Consider the following 20,322-nt stretch of genomic DNA (forward strand, 5'->3'; position numbering starts at 1 on the left):
GATCGGCACCGTCACGCGCTGCATGAAGCGTTCGGCGGCGTCCAGGCCGCCTTTCAATTCGAAACTGACCATTCCGCCGAATCCTTCCAGCAGTTCTCTGGCACGGCCATGGCCGGGGTGGTCGGGCAGGCCGGGGTAGTTAACCCGATCGACGGCAGGATGGGCGGCGAGGGCTTCGGCAATCTTCTGGGCGCTGCGGTTTTGGTGACGAACGCGCAGGGCCAGGGTTTTCAACCCCCGGTGCAGGAGAAAACAGGCGTGGGGATCCAGGCTTCCGCCCAGGTGGATTAGCTTATGGGCGATTTTTTTCAAAAGCGTCTCCCTGCCGATCACCGCCCCGGCCACGATGTCCGAATGACCGTTGAGATATTTGGTGCAGCTGTGCAGTGAGATGTCGTATCCCCACTCGGACGGCCGGAAATTGACCGGCGTGGCAAAGGTGTTGTCGATCATGGAAATCAGGCGATTCTTCCTGGCGAACGCGGCCAGAGCTTTCAGGTCACCCACCTGGATCAGCGGGTTGGTGATGGTTTCCACATACAGGCCCCGGGTGTTGGGCTTGAGCATGGTCGTCCAGGATGCGGGATCGTCGGCGTCGATAAAATCGAACTGGTACCCCAGCGGGACGAAATCCGAGACGAAAAAATCCTGGGTGCCGCCGTAAAGGCAGTTCTGCAGCAGGATGTGGTCTCCGGGGGAAAAGAGGGCCAGCAGGGTCGTGGAAATGGCAGCCATGCCGCTGGCCGTCACCAGGGCGGCCTCGGCGTTTTCCAGGGCCGCCAATTTTTTGTGAAGTACCTCGTGGTTGGGTGTGTTGTTCATCCGGATGTATCTCAATTCATCATAGCTGGACTGGCCGGCGTACTCGAAGGTGGACGACTGGAACACCGGCAGGCTCACGGCCCCGCAGATGCGTGTTTCGGGCTCTCCGGCATGGATCAACCGAGTATCGATGCGATGGTTTTCGCTGAGCATGACGACTCCTTTGATGGTCGGACAGGTTGAAAATTTCTATTTGATCTTTACTTTCTTAGCATTGGAATAAATTATTTAGCATGTTTTCTGCGGAGAGACCATGATCGAATCCAGCGCCTTCGGCCGCATCTCCATCGACGGGCATACTTACACCTCCGATCTGTTCATCTTTCCTGACGGGCGTGTGCAGGACGGGTGGTGGCGGCAGCGCGGGCACGCGATGGGGGTTGGTGATATCATGGCGCTTGTCGACGATTCGCCGAATCTGATCGTGGCCGGCACGGGCACCAATGGGCGCATGCGACCGGATGCGGACCTGTCCTCCTTTCTCAGGGAAAAGGGCATCGGATTCATTGCCGAACCCAATTCTCGCGCCATACCCATCTATAACCGAAAGGTCGCCATGGGGCTGAAGGTCGGTGCCTGCTTTCATCTGACTTGCTGACAGGTCCGCATAACCGTTGATCATTCAACGGCTGACCGTAAGACAACCACCTCCAATGGCAACAGCTGCGATGTCAAAATCAGAACGCGCCACCGAATTCAAAATGGTCCTGGAAATCCACAACGCCGGAGATCGCGTCTTTTTGCGATCGATCCTGGATGCGGAAGGGATAGACTACTTCATTCAGGGGGAGGCGGTTGCGCCATACATCTTCAATGCGGTACCCATGCGGCTGATGGTCATAAAGGATCAAGTGGCGCAGGTACAGGCACTTTTAGGCAACTTCATGCAATCCTCCGCCTATGGTGGACTAAAAAGAATAATCGATATCTAGAACCTATTTCAAAAATAGTCTAAGTGCCCATGGCGGCGTTATGAAACGGCTCAACATGCTCACATACTACATGTATGCTCCGCTTTTTCGACGTTGCATGCCTTGCCCAGAACCCTGATCCTTATTTTTGAGATAGGTTCTAATTAATTTTAATTGAAAAGTATTGCCTTTATGTCCCGTACGGCCAGGGTGCTCAATTCAGGAGAACAACGCTCAGCAGATGGAAAAGGGAGTGTGCGATGATAAAGATAGCCGCCGTTTTCGGCAGCCCCCGCCGCAAGGGCAACACGTCAACCCTTCTTGACCACGCTGTTGCCGGCGCTCGTGATGCCGGCGCTCGAGTCACGGAAATCGTCTTGCGGGATTTGAAGATGTCGCCCTGCCTTGAAATCTACGGCTGCAAAAAGGCAGGACGGTGCGTGATCAAGGACGACTATGGGAATATCGAGGAACTGTTTCAGCGCATCGATGGCCTGATGCTCGCTTCACCGATTTTTTTCTACACGGTCAGTGCGCATACCAAGATTCTGATGGATCGCTGCAACTCCCTGTGGGTCAAGAAATACTGGATCGACGAGCAACCCTTCGGTCGGAAAAACTACCCCCGCAAGGGCCTGTTCATCTCCGTCGGGTCGACCAAGGGCAAGAAGCTGTTCGACGGTGCGCTGCTGAGCGTCAAGTATTTTATGGATGCGTTGGATATGGAGCTCTGGCAATCTTTGCTTTTCAGGGGAATTGAAACGGAGGGGCAGATTTTGGAAACGCCTGGATCCCTGGAGGCGGCCTATGAAGCTGGAAAGGCCTTGGTTGAGACGCTGGCGGATAACGATCGCCCTGCCGGCGATCCAGCGCTCCCGGGCAATCTTCAGTAGTAGCGCGGCGGGTAATACGCCCCCCATTTGCGGCCGATGATTTTTCTGTTGCATGAAAGCGTCTGGTCTATATTGTCGATGTCCGCAAAGGGGCCGGACAGGGAATTGATTCCCGTATAGTTGGAGACAAGCAAGTAGCGTCCGTCCTCGAGGATAATGCCTGCTCCGGTGTGAAGGCCATCCCAAGGGTCTTCATCCCATTTGACGCTTCTCATAAAAGTTTTGTAGCCGGCACGGGCCAACATGAACTGTGCAAAATAGGCCGCATCCGTACACTGGGCCGTTTTCTGGAAAAAGGTAGAATAGACACCGTGGGCAGGCGTTTTTCGGAAGTAGAAATATTTATTCATGTAGTAGCTGATCAATTCCGGTGAATTGAGACGGTCGGCGACCGTCTGAAACAGTTTCCAGCGGGATTGCTTAACGGCCTTTTCGATCGCCTTCCAGTCATTGACGCTAAAGATCTCTTTCTTGGTCAAAAAATCATCCATGATATAGCTTTGCAGCTGCCGGGTGGTATGCCGCTTGGTGAGCAGCGCATATTCTTGTGTTTCTGCATCGGACCGTAATCCATGGATGATCTTGCGGATATGGGCACCAGGCAGCAACCGGGGCTCACCATTCCAGGCCGCATCAAGAACTTTCTTCAAGGTGCAATCAGGCTCGGTACGGGTTGGCCTGTCTGGGTTCCCTGCAGGTTTTAAGGCAGCCGGCGGGCGTGGTGGGCAATCGCCATCGGCCTCCTTTACAATTTCGAGGCCCAGCAGCATGTTGGAAAACTTTAATTTTTCATCCTGGAGAATCCAGAACAAAGCCTGTAATGGTGAACAAAAAATGCGGTGCTCGGGCATGCCGATGGTATCCATCTGGGCAAACATGCAATCGAAGCGGTCGGGGGCCTGGCGGTAGAGAATCAGCAGGTTGTCCAGGGCCAGGCGTGAGGCGTCGGTTTTAAACCTCCGGATCTCGGGGAGTTTGGCCAGTTCATCTGCCAAATGAAGGTTTAACTTGCCGATGTGAACAAGATTTCTATTAATGGAACGCATTTTTCTCATCGCTTACTTGGCCATTTCCGGAAACGACGTGGCCTGCGCAAATGCCATGGCGAAATCAGATTCGGAGGCCAATTCCAGATAGCGGATGCGGCGACTCAGGGTATGGGCTTCCGATCTCAATTTTTTATCCAAGAGGGCCATTACGATCCCCACGCCTGCCAGGTTTTCTCTGGGGATAACTTCTCCTTCGGAAACCACCGGCGGCAGCATGCCGATGGCCAGGGCGTTTTTCCAGTTAAAGCGGGCCCCGAAGGCACCGGTGAGGATGGTGCGGTCAACTTTTTCGATGCCTGCCTTGCGCATGAGAAATTCGATTCCCGTGATAAGCGCCCCCTTGGCCAGCTGAATCTGGCGGACGTCTTTCAGGGTGACGGAAATATCGCTGCCGGTGGCGCTTTGATCGCTGCCGGCGATGGTGTAATGGCGTCCGACTCCCTTTTTATCGGAAACCACCCCGTCGATGGTTTCATCCAGCCGGCCGTTGGGCAGGATGGCCCCGATATGTCGCAGGGCAGCGATGGCGTCGATGATGCCCGAGCCGCAAATGCCCAGGGGCCTGTTTTGTCCTTCATTTCCAAGTACTTCATAGTCCATGCGGCGGCTGCTTTTATCCGGCCATGCACGATGGATGGCGCCGGAGACCGCACGCATGCCGCAGGAGATCTGGGCTCCTTCCAGTGCCGGTCCGGTGGCGCAGCTGGTGACCCACAACCCCTCGCGGTTGCCCAGCACCACTTCACCGTTGGTGCCGATATCCACGATGAGGGTGATTTCGTCGCGTTCGTGGGGTCGGTCGGCCAAAATGGCGGCCATGGTGTCTCCACCCACAAAACCCGACACGACCGGCATGAGAAATACCGCAACGGCCGGATCGGTGACCAGCCCCAGATCTCCGGCGCTGAATGGCGGCGGGCTCAGTGTCAGGGGCAGATAGGGGAAAACCCCCAGCCCGTAAGGATGAAGTCCGGCAAAAACCTGCTGCATGGTGGTGTTCCCGCAGACGCCCACTTCATCGATGTCGCCGACTGTGGCGCCAACCTTTTCCAGGCAGCGGGCCATGAGAAAATTGATGGCTTCGGCGGCCAGGTGTTGAAGTTGATCCAAATGCGCATTCTTTTCGTTGATGTGGCTGATGCGGCTGATCACGTCCTCGCCGAAGCGCCGTTGGGGATTGACACAGGCATCGGCGGCCAGCAGTGCGCCGGTCTCCAGATTGCAAAGATAGCCGGCCACCGAGGTGGTTCCCAGGTCAACGGCGAACCCGAGGCCGGCAGTTTGCCTGCCTGCCAAAATACGGCGCAGGCCGGTCTTTTCATGCACCACCAAGGTGAAGGCTTTCAGGCTGTCGCGATATTTGGCCAGCTGCCGCAGGGATGAAATATCGGCAGCCGAGGCGGCCACTTCGTCGACCTGAGCAGCCAGCCAGTCCAGCAGGCTTTCCGGGATGTGGTCTTTTTTCAGGCCCGGCGAGCGGCCTTCAACGGCCAGGCGCCGGGTCATGGCATCCACTGGATAGCTGCCGGCGATGCCGGTTTTGCCCCTTGCTTCGGAATTTTCAGCTAAGGTGTCGGGGATGGTGACTGTCCCTCTGCCGATGGCCCGGGCCTGGCAGGCCAGCCGAGATCCGTCGGCCATCTGATCCGGCGTGAGCACATCCAGTTCCGCCTGGGTGGGTGATGAAAAATTCCCTTTGGGATGGACGAGAACGCGGCACTTGCCGCAGATACCCATGCCACCGCAGTCGGCCCGGATGTCGATGTTGTGTGCGGCACCCAGTTCATGCAGGGTTTGCTCTTCCTCTATGGCTACGTTGAGGCCGGCCGGTTCGAAGGTGACCTGCTGGTTGTGGCTGATTTTTCCGGTGGCAGCAGCGCTCATCTTCGACTGATGTCTCTTTTCCCGGCTGCCGTCTGCCTCGACGATGGTGTCCGCGCCCCCGACGACCATAAAACTATCGCTGCCATGGGTTTTCACTCGGTCCGGCAGCGTAAACCAGCCGCTGCTGCGTACCGGCAATTCCCGGGAAAGAAAGGCCGATCGTACATCTAACCGCTCACCGGCCACACGCCACTGGATGCAGTGGTAGGGCGTGAAGCCCACGTCGCCTTTCGATCTTCTGCGGGCGGCGATGCCGCCGGTTTCGGTGGATCCGTAAATCTCAACCAGATCCACGCCCGTTGCCCTGGAAAATGCAGTGCCGTCGGCTTCGGCCAGTGGGCCGGCCGAGGAAAAGGCCAGCCGCAGGGCGCCCTTTTCCGGCGGGTTTTCCCTGAGTGCCCGGTAGTGAACCGGCATGCTGACGAAAATGGTGGGCGACGTGGCGGCCATTTGCCCTTTGATCGCTTCGGGCAAGGAGGGGTTTTGTCCCACGACCCGGGCCGATGCCGCCAGGGGGACCAGCAGGGAATATAGCAGTCCGTAAATGTGCAGGGCCGGCACGCTGGCCAGAATGCGGTCGTTGCTGCTTATCTCGTAACGCTTTATCAGATAGTCCACTTCGCCCAGCAGATTGCGCGGCGTCTTGGACCAGAGGCGCGGCGTGCCGGTAGATTCGCCGGTAAGTAGCGCCACCCACGGCCGGTCAGGATTGGGCGCTTCGTCCGGCGCCAGGGTCTCCGCCTCATCGTTCAGTTGTTTGGGGTCGATGACCGCAACTGTTGTCGGCAAGGGGGCAGGGGGATGTGTGATGATTCGGGTAAAACCGGTCCGACGCTGAAGTCCGGTAATCCTATTTTCTGAGAAGTTGTCCGGAATCAGCAAGCTGGGTCCGTCGGCGAGTGTCGCCAGCATGGTTGCGGCCAATATCGTGCGATCATCCGTACCCATGCATACCGGCGCCTTGGCGTCTCCCTCCCCGGAAAGCGCTGCCCGAATCCGTCTGGCCATCCGGTAAAGTCCATCGTAATTAATGCCGGGCATGGTAAATGCCTGGCCGGGTCGGGCCGGTCCCGACAACAGCCGCTGCATTCGCATCACCACTGGATCGGTTTTTTCTTTGGCGTCGGTCATAGAAAGAAAAGCCCCTTTAAATCGTCACTGTTATTACAGGCCGTCGGTGGGGTCAAGGTGATTAACCGGTTGTCCACTTGACACCGTAAGATTATTTCACTACCTAACGGGTTCTCGCTTATGCCCCTTGTCGAGAGGTGATCGAACTTCATTTACCGTGGAGATCCATGCATGACCAGCCGTAACCGTCCGCTGACCACTGTTGAAAACGGCTGCATCGCCCAAAAATCCCTTTGCCCGAACACCAGTAGTGTAACGGCATCGGCGCCTGTGGACTGGTCTATCTGCCGGACCGCATCCGAATGGGCCACCCATGACCGATAGCACAATTTCGCGGTTGCCAGACAAACCACCGGCAGTCTTCGGCCTGCTGGGCTGCCTCGCCGTATTTGCCTCCGCCTTCTGTTTCTACTTCTCCACCGTCGTGATTCGGTGGTCCCGGGAGGCGGTGACCATCGATTCCGCCTATTTCGCTTTCTTCCGATTCTTGCTGGGGTTTACCGTGGTCTGTTTAATCATGGGTGTTCGCCGGCAGAAACCGGCCCCCCGGCGTTACCATCTTCTGATTGGCCGCACACTGGGAAACTGCATCGCCGTGTATTGTTTTTACCAGGCGGTGCGGTATACATCGGTCGCCGAGGCTAATATTTTGAACATGACCTATCCCATCTTCGTGGCAATCCTGTCCTGGATCCTGCTGAGCCGCCAGCGGGATCCGGTGGCCGTGGCCATGGTGGTGGTGGCCATTGTCGGGGTCTGGCTGATTCTGCAGCCTGGCCGCATGGGCATGGGCATCCACAGTCTCTGGGGGTTGGGTTCGGGAATCAGTGCAGCCGTTGCCATTTTCTATTTAAATCTTAGCCGGCAACACCACGATGCCAACACCGTTCTGTTTTATATGTTCGGCCTGGGGTCGGTGTTGATGTTCCTCTTCTTTCGGCAACAATTCTTCTGGCCGAATGGCCGTGAGCTCTATTATCTGACGCTGTGCGGCGGGGCCGGCATTGCCGGTCAGTTTCTTATCACCCTGGGGTTTCGCTATGTCACGGCTGTGGAAGGCGGCGTCATCTCATCAACACGAATATTGTTGGCCGGCATACTAGGGCCCTGGTTGGTGGCGGATCCTTCATTGGGCACGGCTGGATGGATGGGTGCCCTGCTGATCTTCGGGGCCAACGTGGTGCTTGCTGTTCGCAAAGGGCGCTGACTCGACTGGCTTTCCTGCCGATGCATCCCCAGTCGACACCCATGATCCCCCACATTCCAGACCGCAAACCAAGGCTCCCAAACAGAAAAACTGGATAGTTTACCTGGGTTTGGAAACGTGCCATATCATATCCGTCCGGTTTCCGGAGGTCAGGCAGGTGAGTATGTCGAATCCGCATTTGTCGAGGGCGTTGCTGATTGCCGCTTGGCTGCGGTAGTAAGCTTGGCGTCGGCTTATTCCGAGTGCCACATGCCCCAGGCGTCGGGTCCAGTGGGGGCTGGTGGACCGGGGCAGCAGTGACCGCATGATCAGACGACCACCGGGAAGCAGGCGCTCATGAATGCCTTCCAGGGTTTTTTCCAACTCCCAGTCCTGCAGGAAGTGACTCGCGTCGAGCATGGTCGCCAGATCAAGCAGCACATCCATGGCTGGCAATTCGGGGGCGGATCCCCTGGTGATGCGCCCCCGATCGCCCAATGACAGGGCAGCCACCCGCACCCGCTCGGGCTGCGGATCAATGCCGTGAATGATGGCGCCAGGATAATGTTCGGCCATCCAGCAGGCTGACCCGCCGTACCCGCAGCCCACATCCAGGATGTTGGCCACGACGGTCTTTTCAGGTACCAGGGTCGCCAACTCACTCAACAGTGCGTCCGCCTGCTGGGTGTCGTGGGCGGACAGGCGCGGGCAGGGCGCCATGTGGCGACAGCGCCTGGCGATGCCTTCGGCGTCAGGAGGAGGCGCATCGAACCGTCGTTTCAACAATGGGGGCAGGATGAGCAGCGTGCCGACAAGGCAATAGCCGACGCCGAAAAAGGATATCTGCCCAGCGGATTTCAACAGGTCGTGGTCGGCGTCCCACAGCGCGGCAGCCGCCACCAGGGTGCAGCCGGCAGTCATGAACAGGGCCGTTCGGACCACCGAGAAATCGGGATCGTCGAATCGCTGGTAGCGCTGGTATCCCCGGACCAAGAGCAGAGGGAGGTATACGCCCGCGCCCATTAGGACTGCCGACATCACCATCAGTGCACTCAGGTTCGGGGGGCGGCCCAACATGCCCAGGGTGCCCAAGGTACAGAAAAAGGCGAAGGCCGGGGGCAGCAGGGTCATGAACAGCAGGCCCATATCGGCCAAATAGGGCGTCAGCACAAAGATCAGGCCTGCCCCGATGATCAGCAGCATCGCGACAAGCCCATCGCGCAACCGTTTTTTCACGCGTTGGGAGAGGTGTGCCGGAACGAATACCGACGATAGGTCGGATATTCGGTCGTTAAATCGTTGGCTGTCAAAGTGCTCGCGGGGGGTGATGCGGGTCACTTGGCGCCATCGGCCGTCGTTTCCGCCGCTGTGGATACCCAGCAGCGTCTGTACGCTCGGCGGGATGGTGGTTGATGTGGGGGATGCGGTGGCGATCATGGTAAAAAACGGGGCAAATGCACCCGCGTCAAATCCCGCTGCCGCTGCTTCCCGATTTACCGCAGCACTGACCTTCCTGAACTGGTCCGCAGCCCAGAATTGGTTCCAGGCGTCGACATTATCTTCGCTTTGGCTGGGTCCGGGCCAAAACAGGGAGGGGGTCATCGCATTTTCGATCCTGCCAGCGTGGGCTTCGGTTTCCAGCCGCTCCAGCAACCGATCGTTCTTCTCCTGAAGAGCGGTCAGGTCGTTGGCCTCGGTCACCAGGTAGACGCTGGAAAAAATGTCACCCCATACGCGGGTGATCAATTCATCGGCCGCACGCGTCTCACGGCTGGGGCTGCCCATGGCTTTTATGTCCGTGGCAAACTGGGGCCGGATGAAAAGGGCCAGCACCACTGCGGTCAACAGGGCCAACGCCAGTCCAATCCAGCCGGCTGAAAAGAGACGATCCAGGAACCGTGGAAAACGGTGCTCGGTGGGCGCCGCTCGGTGCGGGTCGACCGTCAGGATGCGGGGGAAGACGGTGTGGACGAACAGCAGGGATAAGCCGAGTCCCATGGCTGCAACCCACCCCAATGGTTCGAAAACGGCGACGCCGCTGGCGGCCATGGCGCCGAAGGCGACGATGGCGGTGAGCGCGGCCGGCAGCCCAATGGCTCGAATTTCACGTGAGGCGTGCCCTGCTCCGTTTTCGCTGCCACTGGCGACAAAGAGCATGTAGGCGATGCCGTGATGTGTGGCGATGGAGACCACTATGCTCCCTAAACCCAGAGCCATGATGGAAATGCTGTCGTGGCCCAATGAGAAGATGAAAACGGCCGTGACTGTCCCAACCATTGCCGGCATCAGGGCCAACATCCCCGTCAGCGGGTGGGAAAAGCCAATCAGCAGGAGCGCGCCGATTCCCACCGCGGTCCACCGGATGGCCCGACCCACGTCGCGTTTAGCGATGGTTGGGTTGTCCAGGGTCGTCCGAAATGCCCCTGCAACGGTCAGGACGATATCGCCGCCTATATTTTGTTTCAGGTCCTCCTCGAGGTCTCGGAAAAAAACGGTCAGGGTGTGCGCCACGGTCGTGTCCGAGGTGGGACCGGTCGAGGCGGCCAGGATCAGCAGATGTCGGCGGTCGGCGGAGAGAAAACGACCACGGTGAATGGTTGCTCCGGGCGTCGGATTCAAGGCGTCCAGTCTGGCGAGGATGATCTGGTGTAGACTCAGCGGGTCGGCCGTCCGGAACGGGTCGGTCCCGCCTTTCGTCAGGGCTTGCCGAATGGCCTCGTCGGTCAACAACGGTGCGACCTGCTGCGCCAGCTCCCCAGCGGTAAACAAGACCGGCAGATGATGGCGGACCCAATCCGTCAGGTCGGCGAGGCCCTGCTGCATAGACGCGTGTTGCCCCGGTGCGAACAGGTCGCTTTGCTTCATCCGGTTGTCGACCATTTCTGCGGCGGCGACCAGTCGTTCCAGATCCCCCTTGACTGAACCGATGTCGATGGCGATTGGATCCATGACGGGGTTGATGGTGGTGATGTCCAGTCCGTCGGCAATCACCAGTTCGTTCGTGGACAGCGGGCCGGCTGTGTCCATATCGATGGTGATGCGGTGGGACACGAACAGGAAAAGGATTGCACCGATGAGGATGATCGCCGACAGCGCAAACAGGTTGATGGACGCATTCAGTCGCATGCGGATCGCCTTTTGGGCAAAAAATGGAATCCAGAAACCGGGCGGTTTGTCGGCAGCGGTCGTTCCATCGCGTCATCCTCGACGATTACCGGCAACCCCATGATCCAGATGTACGATAGCGAAGCACGATCAGGCTCATGGTGCGCTGCCGGTTACTGCTTCCCGCCCCATCGTTGGCGGATGTTATCATGGTGGCAGGCCACGATGAACAAGGCGGTCACTGCGGCGCCGACGGCGGCCCGCCAATCGGTTCCCAAATCGTGGGTCGTTCCGTAGGCCAGAATAATCACCATAGCAAAAGATGACATAAACGGCGCTCGCCAGATCAGGTGGGCCGCTCCCCACGCCAGGGCGCCGACAGCGGCCCACACCGGTGTGACGGCCAGGGTGAAACCCAGGTAATTGGCCACGCCCTTGCCTCCCTTGAAGCCGTGAAAACAGGGAAAGCGATTGCCCAGAATCAGTCCGAGTCCCACCCAGGGCACCTGCCAGAAGGGCAACAGCGATTGGGCCACCAGGGCCACACCGACCGCCCGGCCCACGTCAAGCAGGAGGACCGCGGCTGCCCAGCCGAGGCCTGCCTGACGATAGACATTGGTTGCACCGGGGTTGCCGCTGCCGTGACGGCGCGGGTCGTCGCGACCAGTGAATCGAAAGGCCAGGATGGAAAAGTTTACCGATCCTGCCGCATAGGCGGAGACAAACAGGACGGTGAATGTCAGCAGGCGAGAGGCATGCATGATGGCTATCCAGTCCAACATCGGGGTTGCGCTTCGGGTCCTTTTGGGTCGACACGACGCCGGCCCCGGCTGATACACGCGTTCCGGCTGAAGAGCAATACCCAAGCTGAGCGTTTCCCATTTTGATTTTATAAAAAAATAAACACAATAACTATAGGTTATGTCACTTGCCGGCTTCAAAATGGAAAACCCGTTGGGATCGCCGATCTTACCGCATCTCCGGCGTCAAACGTCTTCCCGCATAGGTAACTAGAGCGGAAAGACATCTTCCTTGTATCTGCGGCAAGCTCGACGATCGCTCAGCTTGGGCAATAGCCTCGAAACGGCATGATTGTCAATCCTTGCCCTGATCATCCTCGGTAAACGATGACGTCCCATGTAACCGTCGGTCGACAGGCTTACCTGCTACAAATCCTTGACAATTGATTGCTGAACGGGTCTATTGGCCTTCTATTTATTGCTTTCATTCCAACATGATGGGAGGGGCGATGGGGCTTAAGGAGCACGAATATATCAGACAGACACTGGAGCGCTACACGAACTGCAAGTTGGAGGACTTTTGCAGCCATGTGCTGATCACCAATTTTCGGCAATACATCAAAGCATTTTCCGAGCAAACCGGGTGCGAGATCCAAGAGGGCAACTTCCGGATCGTCAATGCACCGGCTTTGGACTGCACCATGATCGATTTCGGCATCGGCTCGCCTCAGGCGGCCCTGGTAATCAACGGCCTGGCCTACCTGGACAATCTGAAGACCGTGGTCATGCTCGGGATGTGCGGCGGCATCGACGACATCCTGGAAGTGGGTGATTTCGTGGTGCCGACGGCCGCGATTCGGGGGGAGGGGACCAGCCGTCATTATCTGCCCATGGAATTCCCGGCCCTGCCGGCCATGTCGGTAAACCTGTTGTGCATCGGCGCCGTCAAGGCGCGCAAGATCGTTCCCCGCTGCGGTATCGTCTACACCACGGACCGGCGCTTGTGGGAGTTCGATGACGCTTTCGTAGACCACCTGCGTTGTCAGCGAATCCTGGCAATCGAGATGGAACTGGCGATGCTCTTCTCCGTGGCCTACCGTTATGAAGTGCCCATCGGTTCGATCATGCTGGTCTCAGACATGCCTTTGCAGCGACGCGGCATCAAGGACAAGAAACTGCACGAGGAAATATACAAGAACCACATGAGCATCCATCTGGATATAGCAATGGATGCCGTATCCAATCTCAAGGCCCGATGGCCGGATGTGGAGCGGCAGCTGCACAGCGAGTGGTGAGCGGGGCAGCCAGCCGCAACACACCAATTCCGGCGCTGCCAGGGGCCGCATCAGATGATCCCGCTCTCCGCCTCATTACCACGGCGCTCCCCTGAATTTTGCTAAGGGATTTATAGGTGTGATTTGGGGTATTGCGGAGATCTTGCGCCCATTGTATAAATTTTATGCGGGACAGGCCACTGGCACCTCCAACTGTCTCGCCCGGGGCCGGTGTGGAACGCCTGCCATAAGGTACGGAATCACGAATAAACCCGGCATCCGGCCCCCATTTTAAACTTTTTGATGCGATGACCGTTGCCGGTACCGAAGCTGCCGGTGGTCTGTCTTTCCAACGCACAAAGACTGTTTCGGAAGGGATACATGGCTCTGACGAAGGCGGATATGGTCAATCAGCTCTATCTCAGCATGGGATTCAATAAAGCCCAGGCCTATCAGATTATCGAATCGTTGCTCGAGATTATCAAACACGCCCTTGAATCAGGGGATGACCTCCTGGTCAGTGGATTCGGGAAGTTTTGCGTAAAGGAAAAGCATGCACGCAAAGGTCGCAACCCGGCAACCGGACAAAGCGCCATGCTGCCGGCAAGGCGGGTGGTAACCTTTAAGTGCTCCGGTTGTTTGCGGAAGCGGGTCAACTGGGACAACGAACGCATTTCCCGGCGCCCGCGGCGGGGTTAGCGAGCGAACTGGAGACCGATTCTTCTATCCAAACGGTGAAGTTTCTCTGCGGCATGTCAGCGCGAAGCCGAGATCCCGCCTGTCGGGGGCGTGGGGAAGCATCAATGGAAAATAGCGGGTTGGATCGATGAGCCCTTTGACGAGGCGTTTGATTTAACCGGGTTACACCGGTGGGATGACTTCCAGTTCGATCTTGGAAAAGTCATCCTTGCGAAGGGACAGGTGGTAGCCACGCACCTTGATGTTGATCCTGTCATCGGAGGCCTCCACCTCCTCTAATTCGATGACACTGCCAGGGGTGATGTCCAGCTCCTTTAGCTTGTCCACGATCGTGCCTTTGCCTTTGACGCGGATCAGTCGTGCGACCTGCCCTGATTCGAGGCTTTCCAGGGTGATCGTCTCCCGCCTGGCCTGTTGGAACTGCCGTTGACGTTTTTTTAGATCATCCATGCATCGGGTGATGGCGCTCTCACACCCGGACAGGGCATTGTCCTCCTCGCAGAACTGGCGAAACCCCCCGATCCACTCCTCCCCCCCCCGTGGGCATATCTGGATGAACTCCACAAAGCGTACCAGCCGGTCGATGATGGTCGGCGAAACCGCATGCTCCATTTTGCAGGCGGAGTCTTCGGCTTCCCGCTCTTCCACATCCAGCACTTTGGTGAAAAAATCCTTGAGAATTTCGTGGCGGCGTACAATGTCCCGGGCCAGGATTTCACCACGGGCGGTCAGGGTGATTACGTCATAGGGAGCGTAGTTGATGTGGCCTTTTTCCGCCAACAGCCGCAAGGCGCCGGTAACCGATGCGCTGTTGACCGCCATGCGAACAGCTATGTCTTTTGCCCGTGCGGCCTTTTTATCGGAGACAATATGGAATATGGCCTCCAGATAATCCTCCATGCTGGCGCTCAGTCGCTTGCTTTTCGGCATCCTATTACTTATCTTGGTTTGGCGTCCGTTATAAAAAATTAGCAGATCGTACCGTGATTGCCGCAATCGGCAAATTCGTCGACGCGGAAAGGCATTTGTCCACGGAGTTTACACGGGCGGTTGAAATCGTGTCAAGATGATTTTGGAAGTCCTAAAAAAGCAAGGAATGCCAATAACATGGACCCTAAAACGGGGGCTTGCCGGAGCAGCTAAGCCCACAAAAGGAGGAGCCGATGACGGAAAACAGTGCGCTGGATATTCTTAAACATGCCATACTGCTGGAAAAGCGGGGGAAATCATTTTATCGGACGGCGGCCAATCAATCTACGAACAGTGATGTCAAGGCGTTTTTTGAAACCATGGCCACCGAAGAAGTCCAGCACGTTAAAATCCTTTCCGATCAGTTCAAGGCCTTCAAGGAAACCGGTAAATTCAAACCAGCTGACACCCTGGAGACGGGCACCATTTCAAAAAATGTATTGACGCCGGAGGTCAAGGCGCGCATTGCTGCTGCAGATTTCGAGGCAGCAGCCATTTCGGCGGCCATGCTCATGGAGGAGCGGGCCATCTCCCTGTATGCCAAACGAGGCAACGATGCCCAGGACCCGGAAGAGAAAAAACTTTACCAGTGGCTGGCTGACTGGGAAAAAGAACACTTGACGTTCCTCGCCGCCATCGATGCGGAGCTGAAGGAGCGGATCTGGAACGACAGCGGTTTCTGGCCTTTCTGAACGTTTCGCCGCCTCCCTGCGGACGACCCCATGTCTCGGGGAGGCAGCTGTTTGCCCCCTTGTTTCCTACCAACAACCTACTACGCCTTCCTTCAACCAGCCGTTGAAAATATCAGCGGCGGCCTTATTTTTATTACCATTACCATTACCAATACCCATCACCGTTCGTGATGTTTAAATAAAGGAGATGATCCAATGAACGCTAATGCGAGTGCTAAAGAACTGTTCGAAACGGGAGTGACAGAGTTTGCCAACGCCAGATATGACAGAAGTGTCGCCAATTTTACCCGGGCGATTGAAAAGGACGCCGACAACGCCCTGGCGTCCGTCAGTCGCGGGGCAGCGTATCTCAAACTGGGTTCACTGGACCTGGCGCGGGATGATTTTGACCGTGCCATAAAGATTGACCCGGAGTATGCGCGTGCCTATCACATGCGTGGGCTGGTCAGCGAGAAACGAGGTGATGATCACACCGCCCTGGCCGATTTTGACCGGGCCATCGAACTGAATCCGGATTACGGTGCCGCCTATTACAGCCGTGCAGCCCTTCACGCAAAGATGGCCAACACGGAAAAAGCCCAGGAGGACATTGAAATGGTGGCCCACCTGGGAAACCGCAACATGGAATCCTTCATGAATGAGAACAATGTTTGGCATACCCAGCAGATGCGGGTGGAGGACGCCATCGAAACCGAACTGCAGCGGTAAAAAGGCGTCGGTAAATTTGCCTTGACTCGGTCGGCGCGTATGGGATAAGTTTTCAGCAACCAATAACCGGCGCCATGAAGGTGTCGTAGTAGCAGAAATTAGAACGCGTTACCAGGCCACGAAGGCATCGGCAGAAAAGATTCATCTGCCCTCGTCTCGCGGCCTTTTTAATTTTCAGCGGTTGGAAACAAAAGGTTTTAATGGAGGTGCACGATCATGTGTGAGGCCAATGCCTATATGGTCAAAGATGATGAGGAAACCCTGCTCATGGAATCCGTCGACCGGGTGGAGCCCGAAGCGGAAGGTACGTTTCGCCTGGTAGGGATTTTTGGCGACCAGATTGTCGTTAAAGGAAAGATCAAGCGGATGGATCTTGTGGATCACCGCATTCTGTTTGAAGAATAAGGGGTAAACAGGAACCGTTTCATTATTTTGGTGGTCCGTTTATGTGATATTCAATCCATCAAAAATTAGAAAAGAGTTGACAGGGGAAACACCCATTGGGTATATGCTCTAAAAAATAGGGGCGGCAGAAGCGGCTCTCCATGGTGCTTAAAAGAAACACCCTGCTCCTTTTGGAGCGCCACAGATCAGACCAAATAAGATAAAATAACCAAGCCACGAAGGCCACGCACGCCAATTTTGGGCGTGTACTTTCGTGGCTTGGTTTGTTTTTGGAGGGACAGATGCTCAAACCATCGTGGAGTAGGGGCGATGCCGGCGGCAAGATCAGCAGCGATGCGCCGTTGCCGCCGTCGGCTGCTGCACCATCGACGGCTGTGACCGAGTCGTTTTTGGCTTACCTGCGGGGTAAACGCACCCTCATGGTTTCCCTGTTGGGCGTCACCGCGTTTCTGGCGGTGGTTGCCGTGACCCAGGGGGCCTACGACATCAGCCCGGGCCACCTGCTGCGGGTGCTCACGGGATCGGCCGTTGGACCGGCCGATATCGTCGTCTGGAAGATCCGACTGCCCCGTATTATGTCGGCCATTGTGGTGGGCTGGGGGCTTGCCCTATCGGGTCTGGGCATCCAGTCTCTGTTGAAAAACCCGCTGGGATCGCCATCCACCCTGGGGATCAGCCAAGGGGCAGCTTTTGGGGCGGCAGCCGCTATCGTGATATTCGGACAGCAGATGGTTTCCGTGACCGTCTCCGCCTTTGCCGGCGCCATGGGTGCAACGGCCGTGATCATGGTGCTGGCCAGCCTACGGCGGCTTTCTCCCGAGGCCCTCATCCTTGCCGGTGTGGCCCTCTCTTCGCTGTTTGCCTCGGCAACGGTTCTAATACAATATCTGGCCTCGGATACCCAACTGGCCGTGATTGTGTTTTGGACTTTCGGTGATGTGGCCCGGGCCAGCTGGTCTGAAATCGGCATGTTGACCGGGGCGGTAGGGGCTGCCTCCATCTTTTTGATCTCCCGGCGATGGGATCTCAACGCCATGGCTGCCGGAGAGGAAACTGCCAAGGGGTTGGGTGTCAACGTGAATCGCATGCGCCTGTACGGTATGTTGGCCGCTGCCCTGGTGGCGGCACTGGCCACGGCCTTTCACGGCGTCATCGCCTTTGTGGGACTTATCGCACCGCACATCGCCAGAAAGCTGGTGGGTGGCGATCATGGCCTGTTGATCCCATTTTCAGCCATCATCGGCGCACTTTTGTTACTCACCGCCGATACCTTCGGCCGGGCTCTGATCGGTTCCGGTGCTCTGCCGGTGGGTATTATCACTTCCTTCATGGGTGCTCCTATGTTTCTCTTCCTGCTGGTCCGGGGTTATCGATGATCCTGTCGGTAAACGACATCCGCTTTTCCTACAATAGTCATGCGGTGCTGGATGACGTCTCTTTTTGCGTGGGAAAAGGCAGCGTGTTGGCCATCCTGGGCGTTAACGGGGCGGGTAAGTCGACCCTGCTCAAATGCCTCAACCGGATTCTGCACCCGCAGGCAGGGTCGGTACTTCTCGGAGAAGAAAATTTGTTTAAATTGTCCCAGGATGCCATTGCCCGACGAATGGGATATGCCCCTCAGCAGCACCATCCACCACGACTTACCGTTTACGAGGCTGTCCTGTTGGGCCGCCGGCCCCACATGGGGCTGACGGTGGGGAAGGGAGATTTTGCCATAGTGGAGCGGACCCTGGAGCGGATGGGACTTTCGACACTGGCCCTTCGGCCGGTGAGCGATCTGAGCGGCGGAGAGATGCAGAAGGTGATGATTGCACGGGCCCTGGCCCAGTCACCGGCAATCCTGCTGCTGGACGAGCCCACGAGTAATTTGGACTTGAAAAATCAGATGGACGTCATGGGTTTGATTCGAACGGTGGTCAGCGACGGTGAGCTGATGGCCGTCATCGCCATCCACGATTTGAATCTGGCTGTGCGTTTCGCTGACCAATTTCTCTTTCTCAAAGACCATTGTGTTCATGCGCTGGTCTCCAGGGATGATCTGAACGCCGGGATCATCGAACAGGTGTATGGTCTGAAAGTCATGATGGCCGAGGTGGCTGGAGGTCGGGTGGTGGTGCCGTTGTGATTTGTAAAAAGGGGTCGAGGATTCGAGGGGTCAAGGATTTAAGGGAGTCGACTAAGATGAGAATTAAAATCTGGCTGGCGGCGCTGCTTTTGTCAGTGTGGATGACCACGTCTGTTCTGGCGGAACCGCTGATCATTACCGATATGGTCGGGCGTACGGTAACCATTCAGGCTGAACCCCAACGCATCATCTGCATCGGCCCCGGTGCCCTGCGGATGATCGTCTATCTTGACGCCCAGGAGAAGGTGGTGGGCGTCGAATCCATGGAAAAACGACTTCCCGCCGGTCGTCCATACTGGCTGGCCCAACTTCAATTGCGAACCCTTCCCGATATCGGTCCGGGAGGGCCGGCGGCAATCAACAAGAAGCCGGATATGGAGGCGGTATTGCGGGTGGCGCCCGATCTGATTGTTGCCACTTATATGGAGGCTGCCTTGGCTGACGAGGTGGCTGACACCCTGGGGATCCCCACGGTGGTGCTCAGCTGCGGGGAACTGTCCGTCTTCGATCAGGCTGTGTATGACTCTCTGAAGCTGGCCGGCAGGATTTTAGACCGCCGGGAGCGGGCCGACGCGGTGATCGACTATATCGAAGGACTTCGTGGGGATCTTCACCATCGAACAGCAACTGTTTTCGACAGGGATAAGCCAGGCGTTTTTGTGGGTGGCATCGGCTACCGTGGATCCCACGGCATCGAAAGTACCCAGCGGAACTATATTCCACTGGACTGGAATCATGCCGTCAATCTGGCCCAGCGCGTAGAATCGACCATCGGCAGCCACGTTTTCGTGGACGAGGAAGTCCTTTTGGAGCTCAACCCCGATGTCATTTTTATCGATGGTGGCGGCTTGGCCCTGGTGGCGGAAGATTATCGCAGGAAGCCGGATTTCTATCGGGCGTTGACGGCATTTCAATCCCGACGCGTGTATACGCTGTTGCCTTTTAATTTCTACGCCACCAACATCGGAACCGCGATGGCCGATGCCTTCGCCATCGGAAAGATGCTCTACCCATCGCGTTTCGAAGATGTGCGCCTGGCTGATAAGGCCGACGAGATCTTCATCTTTTTGGTGGGGCAGCCGGTTTATGCGGCCATGCAGCTCGAATACGGGGATTTGGGACAGCCGGCGCCATTTATCGACTGACGGATACAATTGGGAGGTTTTGATGAAGAAGGAGAGGAACCATGCAATGGTGATGCAGCTCAATGCGGTGGGTGTGGTGAGAAGCGGCATAAAGACCCCCATGCTGACTGCCGGTGAATCGGGCCTATCGCTGGAAGAACACATGGACAAAATCAAGGCGCATTATCGCCAGGTAAAAGAATCCGTCTGCGAGTTGATCATCGATCCCCGTTGGGAGGAGCTTCTCGACGGTATCGAAGATTTTTCCCATATCCTGGTGCTCTACTGGCCACATTTGATTGATCCAGAACGGCGCAATCTGAGAAAAGTGCACCCCATGGGGCGCAAGGACCTGCCCTTTACGGGTATCTTCGCCACCTGCAGCCCGGCCCGGCCCAATCCGGTACTGGTATCGGCGGTGCCGCTGATAGCCAGAAAAGCCAATGTACTTTCGGTCAAAGGACTGGAAGCCTTAGACGGCAGTCCCATTGTCGATGTGAAACCCTATTCCAAAAGCTACCTTCGGGTGGACAACCTCAACGTTGCGGATTGGATGGAGAAGATTCACAGGGAACTGGAATCCGACTAAAATTGAATCCGGATGT

General features: G+C 56.9%; 20 protein-coding genes. 14 read left to right on the plus strand and 6 right to left on the minus strand.

The features are described from left to right. Window positions 1–975 (minus strand): PLP-dependent aspartate aminotransferase family protein (locus ABYV26_RS03020; RefSeq protein WP_372678035.1); only part of this gene is annotated, 975 nt, incomplete at its 3' end. A 100-nt stretch (window positions 976–1,075) separates the two neighbouring features. On the opposite strand from ABYV26_RS03020, the gene ABYV26_RS03025 reads away from it, so the two are divergent. The 3 genes from ABYV26_RS03025 to ABYV26_RS03035 all read left to right on the plus strand — a co-directional run bounded on the left by ABYV26_RS03025 (window position 1,076) and on the right by ABYV26_RS03035 (window position 2,626). After that, complete coding sequence (locus ABYV26_RS03025; RefSeq protein ID WP_372678037.1) at window positions 1,076–1,420, plus strand: MTH938/NDUFAF3 family protein; 345 nt, start codon at window positions 1,076–1,078, stop codon at window positions 1,418–1,420. A 70-nt stretch (window positions 1,421–1,490) separates the two neighbouring features. Continuing rightward, window positions 1,491–1,754 carry a hypothetical protein gene (locus ABYV26_RS03030; RefSeq protein ID WP_372678039.1) on the plus strand — a complete coding sequence of 88 codons (264 nt, stop codon included), beginning with the start codon at window positions 1,491–1,493 and terminating at the stop codon, window positions 1,752–1,754. Window positions 1,755–1,993: 239 nt separating this feature from the next. Next, window positions 1,994–2,626, plus strand: coding sequence for a flavodoxin family protein (locus tag ABYV26_RS03035; protein WP_372678041.1), 633 nt, complete (start codon window positions 1,994–1,996; stop codon window positions 2,624–2,626). Here ABYV26_RS03035 and ABYV26_RS03040 read toward each other — a convergent pair. Next, window positions 2,620–3,672 carry a hypothetical protein gene (locus ABYV26_RS03040; protein WP_372678043.1) on the minus strand — a complete coding sequence of 351 codons (1,053 nt, stop codon included), beginning with the start codon at window positions 3,670–3,672 and terminating at the stop codon, window positions 2,620–2,622. The two genes, ABYV26_RS03035 and ABYV26_RS03040, sit on opposite strands and share 7 nt — an antisense overlap. Window positions 3,673–3,684: 12 nt before the next feature. Then, window positions 3,685–6,690 carry an ASKHA domain-containing protein gene (locus ABYV26_RS03045; protein WP_372678045.1) on the minus strand — a complete coding sequence of 1,002 codons (3,006 nt, stop codon included), beginning with the start codon at window positions 6,688–6,690 and terminating at the stop codon, window positions 3,685–3,687. 171 nt (window positions 6,691–6,861) lie between these two features. On the opposite strand from ABYV26_RS03045, the gene ABYV26_RS03050 reads away from it, so the two are divergent. Both ABYV26_RS03050 and ABYV26_RS03055 read left to right on the plus strand, forming a co-directional pair. Then, complete coding sequence (locus ABYV26_RS03050) at window positions 6,862–7,014, plus strand: hypothetical protein (protein ID WP_372678046.1); 153 nt, start codon at window positions 6,862–6,864, stop codon at window positions 7,012–7,014. Next, the gene (locus ABYV26_RS03055; RefSeq protein ID WP_372678048.1) at window positions 7,004–7,897 is read left to right on the plus strand and encodes a DMT family transporter; all 894 of its coding nucleotides are present in this window, start codon (window positions 7,004–7,006) and stop codon (window positions 7,895–7,897) included. The genes ABYV26_RS03050 and ABYV26_RS03055 overlap by 11 nt, the downstream gene beginning before the upstream one ends. Before the next feature lie 99 nt (window positions 7,898–7,996). On the opposite strand, the gene ABYV26_RS03060 is transcribed toward ABYV26_RS03055, so the two are convergent. Beyond that, entirely contained in the window at window positions 7,997–11,002 is a 3,006-nt protein-coding gene (locus tag ABYV26_RS03060) for a methyltransferase domain-containing protein (RefSeq protein ID WP_372678050.1), read from the minus strand. A gap of 152 nt (window positions 11,003–11,154) precedes the next feature. Continuing rightward, entirely contained in the window at window positions 11,155–11,742 is a 588-nt protein-coding gene (locus tag ABYV26_RS03065; RefSeq protein ID WP_372678051.1) for a glycerol-3-phosphate acyltransferase, read from the minus strand. Between the two features lie 488 nt (window positions 11,743–12,230). Between ABYV26_RS03065 and ABYV26_RS03070 the strand changes: the two genes are divergently transcribed. Both ABYV26_RS03070 and ABYV26_RS03075 read left to right on the plus strand, forming a co-directional pair. After that, window positions 12,231–13,016 (plus strand): AMP nucleosidase, encoded by a 786-nt coding sequence (locus ABYV26_RS03070; RefSeq protein ID WP_372678053.1) that lies wholly within the window; start codon window positions 12,231–12,233, stop codon window positions 13,014–13,016. 360 nt (window positions 13,017–13,376) lie between these two features. Continuing rightward, window positions 13,377–13,694 (plus strand): integration host factor subunit alpha, encoded by a 318-nt coding sequence (locus tag ABYV26_RS03075; protein WP_372678055.1) that lies wholly within the window; start codon window positions 13,377–13,379, stop codon window positions 13,692–13,694. 162 nt (window positions 13,695–13,856) lie between these two features. Here the strand turns inward: ABYV26_RS03075 and ABYV26_RS03080 are convergent, their stop codons facing one another. After that, complete coding sequence (locus ABYV26_RS03080; protein ID WP_372678057.1) at window positions 13,857–14,624, minus strand: DtxR family transcriptional regulator; 768 nt, start codon at window positions 14,622–14,624, stop codon at window positions 13,857–13,859. A gap of 233 nt (window positions 14,625–14,857) precedes the next feature. Between ABYV26_RS03080 and ABYV26_RS03085 the strand changes: the two genes are divergently transcribed. The 7 genes from ABYV26_RS03085 to tsaA all read left to right on the plus strand — a co-directional run bounded on the left by ABYV26_RS03085 (window position 14,858) and on the right by tsaA (window position 20,306). Beyond that, window positions 14,858–15,355 carry a ferritin family protein gene (locus tag ABYV26_RS03085; protein ID WP_372678059.1) on the plus strand — a complete coding sequence of 166 codons (498 nt, stop codon included), beginning with the start codon at window positions 14,858–14,860 and terminating at the stop codon, window positions 15,353–15,355. A gap of 195 nt (window positions 15,356–15,550) precedes the next feature. Continuing rightward, window positions 15,551–16,063, plus strand: a complete 513-nt coding sequence (locus ABYV26_RS03090; protein ID WP_372678061.1) for a tetratricopeptide repeat protein — start codon at window positions 15,551–15,553, stop codon at window positions 16,061–16,063. Window positions 16,064–16,279: 216 nt separating this feature from the next. Then, window positions 16,280–16,468: a CooT family nickel-binding protein gene (locus ABYV26_RS03095; protein WP_372678062.1), complete on the plus strand. Its 189-nt coding sequence runs from the start codon at window positions 16,280–16,282 to the stop codon at window positions 16,466–16,468. Window positions 16,469–16,749: 281 nt separating this feature from the next. Next, window positions 16,750–17,844 (plus strand): FecCD family ABC transporter permease, encoded by a 1,095-nt coding sequence (locus ABYV26_RS03100; RefSeq protein WP_372678064.1) that lies wholly within the window; start codon window positions 16,750–16,752, stop codon window positions 17,842–17,844. Next, window positions 17,841–18,593: an ABC transporter ATP-binding protein gene (locus ABYV26_RS03105; protein ID WP_372678066.1), complete on the plus strand. Its 753-nt coding sequence runs from the start codon at window positions 17,841–17,843 to the stop codon at window positions 18,591–18,593. Before ABYV26_RS03100 ends, ABYV26_RS03105 begins: the two co-directional genes overlap by 4 nt. A gap of 56 nt (window positions 18,594–18,649) precedes the next feature. Beyond that, window positions 18,650–19,738: an iron ABC transporter substrate-binding protein gene (locus tag ABYV26_RS03110; protein WP_372678067.1), complete on the plus strand. Its 1,089-nt coding sequence runs from the start codon at window positions 18,650–18,652 to the stop codon at window positions 19,736–19,738. A gap of 22 nt (window positions 19,739–19,760) precedes the next feature. Then, window positions 19,761–20,306, plus strand: coding sequence for a tRNA (N6-threonylcarbamoyladenosine(37)-N6)-methyltransferase TrmO (gene tsaA, locus ABYV26_RS03115; protein WP_372678068.1), 546 nt, complete (start codon window positions 19,761–19,763; stop codon window positions 20,304–20,306). The last annotated feature ends 16 nt before the right edge of the window (window positions 20,307–20,322 follow it).

The organism is Desulfosarcina sp. (assembly GCF_041551955.1).
In the GTDB taxonomy this organism is placed as follows: Bacteria; Desulfobacterota; Desulfobacteria; order Desulfobacterales; family Desulfosarcinaceae; genus Desulfosarcina.

What these genes read in the sequence shown, in the direction of transcription:
- ABYV26_RS03065 (WP_372678051.1), bottom strand. Translation starts at nt 11,742, where the DNA reads ATGCATGCCTCTCGCCTGCTGACATTCACCGTCCTGTTTGTCTCCGCC.
- ABYV26_RS03035 (WP_372678041.1), top strand. Translation starts at nt 1,994, where the DNA reads ATGATAAAGATAGCCGCCGTTTTCGGCAGCCCCCGCCGCAAGGGCAAC.
- ABYV26_RS03040 (WP_372678043.1), bottom strand. Translation starts at nt 3,672, where the DNA reads ATGCGTTCCATTAATAGAAATCTTGTTCACATCGGCAAGTTAAACCTT.
- ABYV26_RS03030 (WP_372678039.1), top strand. Translation starts at nt 1,491, where the DNA reads ATGTCAAAATCAGAACGCGCCACCGAATTCAAAATGGTCCTGGAAATC.
- ABYV26_RS03105 (WP_372678066.1), top strand. Translation starts at nt 17,841, where the DNA reads ATGATCCTGTCGGTAAACGACATCCGCTTTTCCTACAATAGTCATGCG.
- ABYV26_RS03100 (WP_372678064.1), top strand. Translation starts at nt 16,750, where the DNA reads ATGCTCAAACCATCGTGGAGTAGGGGCGATGCCGGCGGCAAGATCAGC.
- ABYV26_RS03070 (WP_372678053.1), top strand. Translation starts at nt 12,231, where the DNA reads ATGGGGCTTAAGGAGCACGAATATATCAGACAGACACTGGAGCGCTAC.
- ABYV26_RS03045 (WP_372678045.1), bottom strand. Translation starts at nt 6,690, where the DNA reads ATGACCGACGCCAAAGAAAAAACCGATCCAGTGGTGATGCGAATGCAG.
- ABYV26_RS03025 (WP_372678037.1), top strand. Translation starts at nt 1,076, where the DNA reads ATGATCGAATCCAGCGCCTTCGGCCGCATCTCCATCGACGGGCATACT.
- ABYV26_RS03055 (WP_372678048.1), top strand. Translation starts at nt 7,004, where the DNA reads ATGACCGATAGCACAATTTCGCGGTTGCCAGACAAACCACCGGCAGTC.
- tsaA (WP_372678068.1), top strand. Translation starts at nt 19,761, where the DNA reads ATGAAGAAGGAGAGGAACCATGCAATGGTGATGCAGCTCAATGCGGTG.
- ABYV26_RS03085 (WP_372678059.1), top strand. Translation starts at nt 14,858, where the DNA reads ATGACGGAAAACAGTGCGCTGGATATTCTTAAACATGCCATACTGCTG.
- ABYV26_RS03080 (WP_372678057.1), bottom strand. Translation starts at nt 14,624, where the DNA reads ATGCCGAAAAGCAAGCGACTGAGCGCCAGCATGGAGGATTATCTGGAG.
- ABYV26_RS03110 (WP_372678067.1), top strand. Translation starts at nt 18,650, where the DNA reads ATGAGAATTAAAATCTGGCTGGCGGCGCTGCTTTTGTCAGTGTGGATG.
- ABYV26_RS03090 (WP_372678061.1), top strand. Translation starts at nt 15,551, where the DNA reads ATGAACGCTAATGCGAGTGCTAAAGAACTGTTCGAAACGGGAGTGACA.
- ABYV26_RS03060 (WP_372678050.1), bottom strand. Translation starts at nt 11,002, where the DNA reads ATGCGACTGAATGCGTCCATCAACCTGTTTGCGCTGTCGGCGATCATC.
- ABYV26_RS03050 (WP_372678046.1), top strand. Translation starts at nt 6,862, where the DNA reads ATGACCAGCCGTAACCGTCCGCTGACCACTGTTGAAAACGGCTGCATC.
- ABYV26_RS03095 (WP_372678062.1), top strand. Translation starts at nt 16,280, where the DNA reads ATGTGTGAGGCCAATGCCTATATGGTCAAAGATGATGAGGAAACCCTG.
- ABYV26_RS03075 (WP_372678055.1), top strand. Translation starts at nt 13,377, where the DNA reads ATGGCTCTGACGAAGGCGGATATGGTCAATCAGCTCTATCTCAGCATG.